This is a genomic window from Lysinibacillus sp. BPa_S21 (assembly GCF_023337795.1).
Taxonomy (GTDB): domain Bacteria; phylum Bacillota; class Bacilli; order Bacillales_A; family Planococcaceae; genus Lysinibacillus.
Window position 1 is genome coordinate 1 of record NZ_JALIRS010000031.1, and the last position, 2973, is coordinate 2973.

The following is a 2973-nucleotide window of genomic DNA, read 5'->3' on the forward strand; positions in this document are numbered from 1 at the left end:
TTCTTTCAAAACTGGATAAACGGTGCATTGAATGTTTCAAACGTTTTGGTTAAGTCCTCGATCGATTAGTATTCGTCAGCTCCATGTGTCACCACACTTCCACCTCGAACCTATCTACCTCATCGTCTTTGAGGGATCTTACTTACTTGCGTAATGGGAAATCTCATCTTGAGGGGGGCTTCATGCTTAGATGCTTTCAGCACTTATCCCGTCCACACATAGCTACCCAGCGATGCCTTTGGCAAGACAACTGGTACACCAGCGGTGTGTCCATCCCGGTCCTCTCGTACTAAGGACAGCTCCTCTCAAATTTCCTACGCCCACGACGGATAGGGACCGAACTGTCTCACGACGTTCTGAACCCAGCTCGCGTACCGCTTTAATGGGCGAACAGCCCAACCCTTGGGACCGACTACAGCCCCAGGATGCGATGAGCCGACATCGAGGTGCCAAACCTCCCCGTCGATGTGGACTCTTGGGGGAGATAAGCCTGTTATCCCCGGGGTAGCTTTTATCCGTTGAGCGATGGCCCTTCCATGCGGAACCACCGGATCACTAAGCCCGTCTTTCGACCCTGCTCGACTTGTAGGTCTCGCAGTCAAGCTCCCTTGTGCCTTTACACTCTACGAATGATTTCCAACCATTCTGAGGGAACCTTTGGGCGCCTCCGTTACCTTTTAGGAGGCGACCGCCCCAGTCAAACTGTCCGCCTGACACTGTCTCCTGCCCCGCTAAGGGGCATGGGTTAGAATTTCAATACAACCAGGGTAGTATCCCACCGACGCCTCCTTCGAAGCTGGCGCTCCGAGATCTCTGGCTCCTACCTATCCTGTACAAGTTGTACCAAAATTCAATATCAGGCTACAGTAAAGCTCCACGGGGTCTTTCCGTCCTGTCGCGGGTAACCTGCATCTTCACAGGTACTATAATTTCACCGAGTCTCTCGTTGAGACAGTGCCCAGATCGTTACGCCTTTCGTGCGGGTCGGAACTTACCCGACAAGGAATTTCGCTACCTTAGGACCGTTATAGTTACGGCCGCCGTTTACTGGGGCTTCAATTCGCAGCTTCGCTTGCGCTAACCACTCCTCTTAACCTTCCAGCACCGGGCAGGCGTCAGCCCCTATACGTCACCTTACGGTTTTGCAGAGACCTGTGTTTTTGCTAAACAGTCGCCTGGGCCTATTCACTGCGGCTCTCATGCGCTTGCACGCTCAAGAGCACCCCTTCTCCCGAAGTTACGGGGTCATTTTGCCGAGTTCCTTAACGAGAGTTCTCTCGCACACCTTAGGATTCTCTCCTCGACTACCTGTGTCGGTTTGCGGTACGGGCACCTCTCACCTCGATAGAGGCTTTTCTTGGCAGTGTGAAATCAGGAACTTCGTCCATACGGACTCGCCATCACAGCTCAACGTTACAGTGTGCGGATTTGCCTACACACACGCCTTACTGCTTGGACGCGCATATCCAACAGCGCGCTTACCCTATCCTACTGCGTCCCCCCATTTCTCAAACGGTGAGGAGGTGGTACAGGAATATCAACCTGTTGTCCATCGCCTACGCCTGTCGGCCTCGGCTTAGGTCCCGACTAACCCTGAGCGGACGAGCCTTCCTCAGGAAACCTTAGTCATACGGTGGACGGGATTCTCACCCGTCTTTCGCTACTCATACCGGCATTCTCACTTCTAAGCGCTCCACCAGTCCTTCCGATCTGACTTCAACGCACTTAGAACGCTCTCCTACCACTGACATCGTAGATGTCAATCCACAGCTTCGGTGAATCGTTTAGCCCCGATACATTTTCGGCGCAGCGTCACTCGACCAGTGAGCTATTACGCACTCTTTAAATGATGGCTGCTTCTAAGCCAACATCCTGGTTGTCTGTGCAACGCCACATCCTTTTCCACTTAACGATTACTTTGGGACCTTAGCTGGTGGTCTGGGCTGTTTCCCTTTTGACTACGGATCTTATCACTCGCAGTCTGACTCCCGTGTATAAATATCTGGCATTCGGAGTTTGTCTGAATTCGGTAAACCGGGATGGCCCCCTAGTCCAAACAGTGCTCTACCTCCAGTATTCTCATCACGAGGCTAGCCCTAAAGCTATTTCGGAGAGAACCAGCTATCTCCAAGTTCGATTGGAATTTCTCCGCTACCCACACCTCATCCCCGCACTTTTCAACGTGCGTGGGTTCGGGCCTCCAGTAAGTGTTACCTCACCTTCACCCTGGACATGGGTAGATCACCTGGTTTCGGGTCTACGACCACGTACTAATTCGCCCTATTCAGACTCGCTTTCGCTGCGGCTCCGCCTTCTAAAGCTTAACCTCGCACGTAATCGTAACTCGCCGGTTCATTCTACAAAAGGCACGCTATCACCCATTAACGGGCTCTAACTACTTGTAGGCACACGGTTTCAGGATCTCTTTCACTCCCCTTCCGGGGTGCTTTTCACCTTTCCCTCACGGTACTGGTTCACTATCGGTCACTAGGTAGTATTTAGCCTTGGGAGATGGTCCTCCCGGATTCCGACGGAATTTCACGTGTTCCGCCGTACTCAGGATCCACTCAGGAGAGAACGAACTTTCGACTACAGGGCTTTTACCTGCTCTGGCGGACCTTTCCAAGTCGCTTCATCTAACTCGCTCTTTTGTAACTCCGTATAGAGTGTCCTACAACCCCAAGAGGCAAGCCTCTTGGTTTGGGCTCTTCCCGTTTCGCTCGCCGCTACTCAGGGAATCGATTTTTCTTTCTCTTCCTCCAGGTACTTAGATGTTTCAGTTCCCTGGGTCTGCCTTCAAGACGCTATGTATTCACGTCAAGATACTACGCGATTAAACGTAGTGGGTTCCCCCATTCGGAAATCTCCGGATCAAAGCTCACTTACAGCTCCCCGAAGCATATCGGTGTTAGTGCCGTCCTTCATCGGCTCCTAGTGCCAAGGCATTCGCCGTGCGCCCTTAATAACTTAACC

The 2973-nt window shown here is 52.2% G+C and carries 1 rRNA gene; it reads right to left on the reverse strand.

Annotated elements, in window-relative coordinates:
- Positions 1-45: 45 nt before the first annotated feature.
- Positions 46-2973 (reverse strand): 23S ribosomal RNA (locus MOK21_RS23570).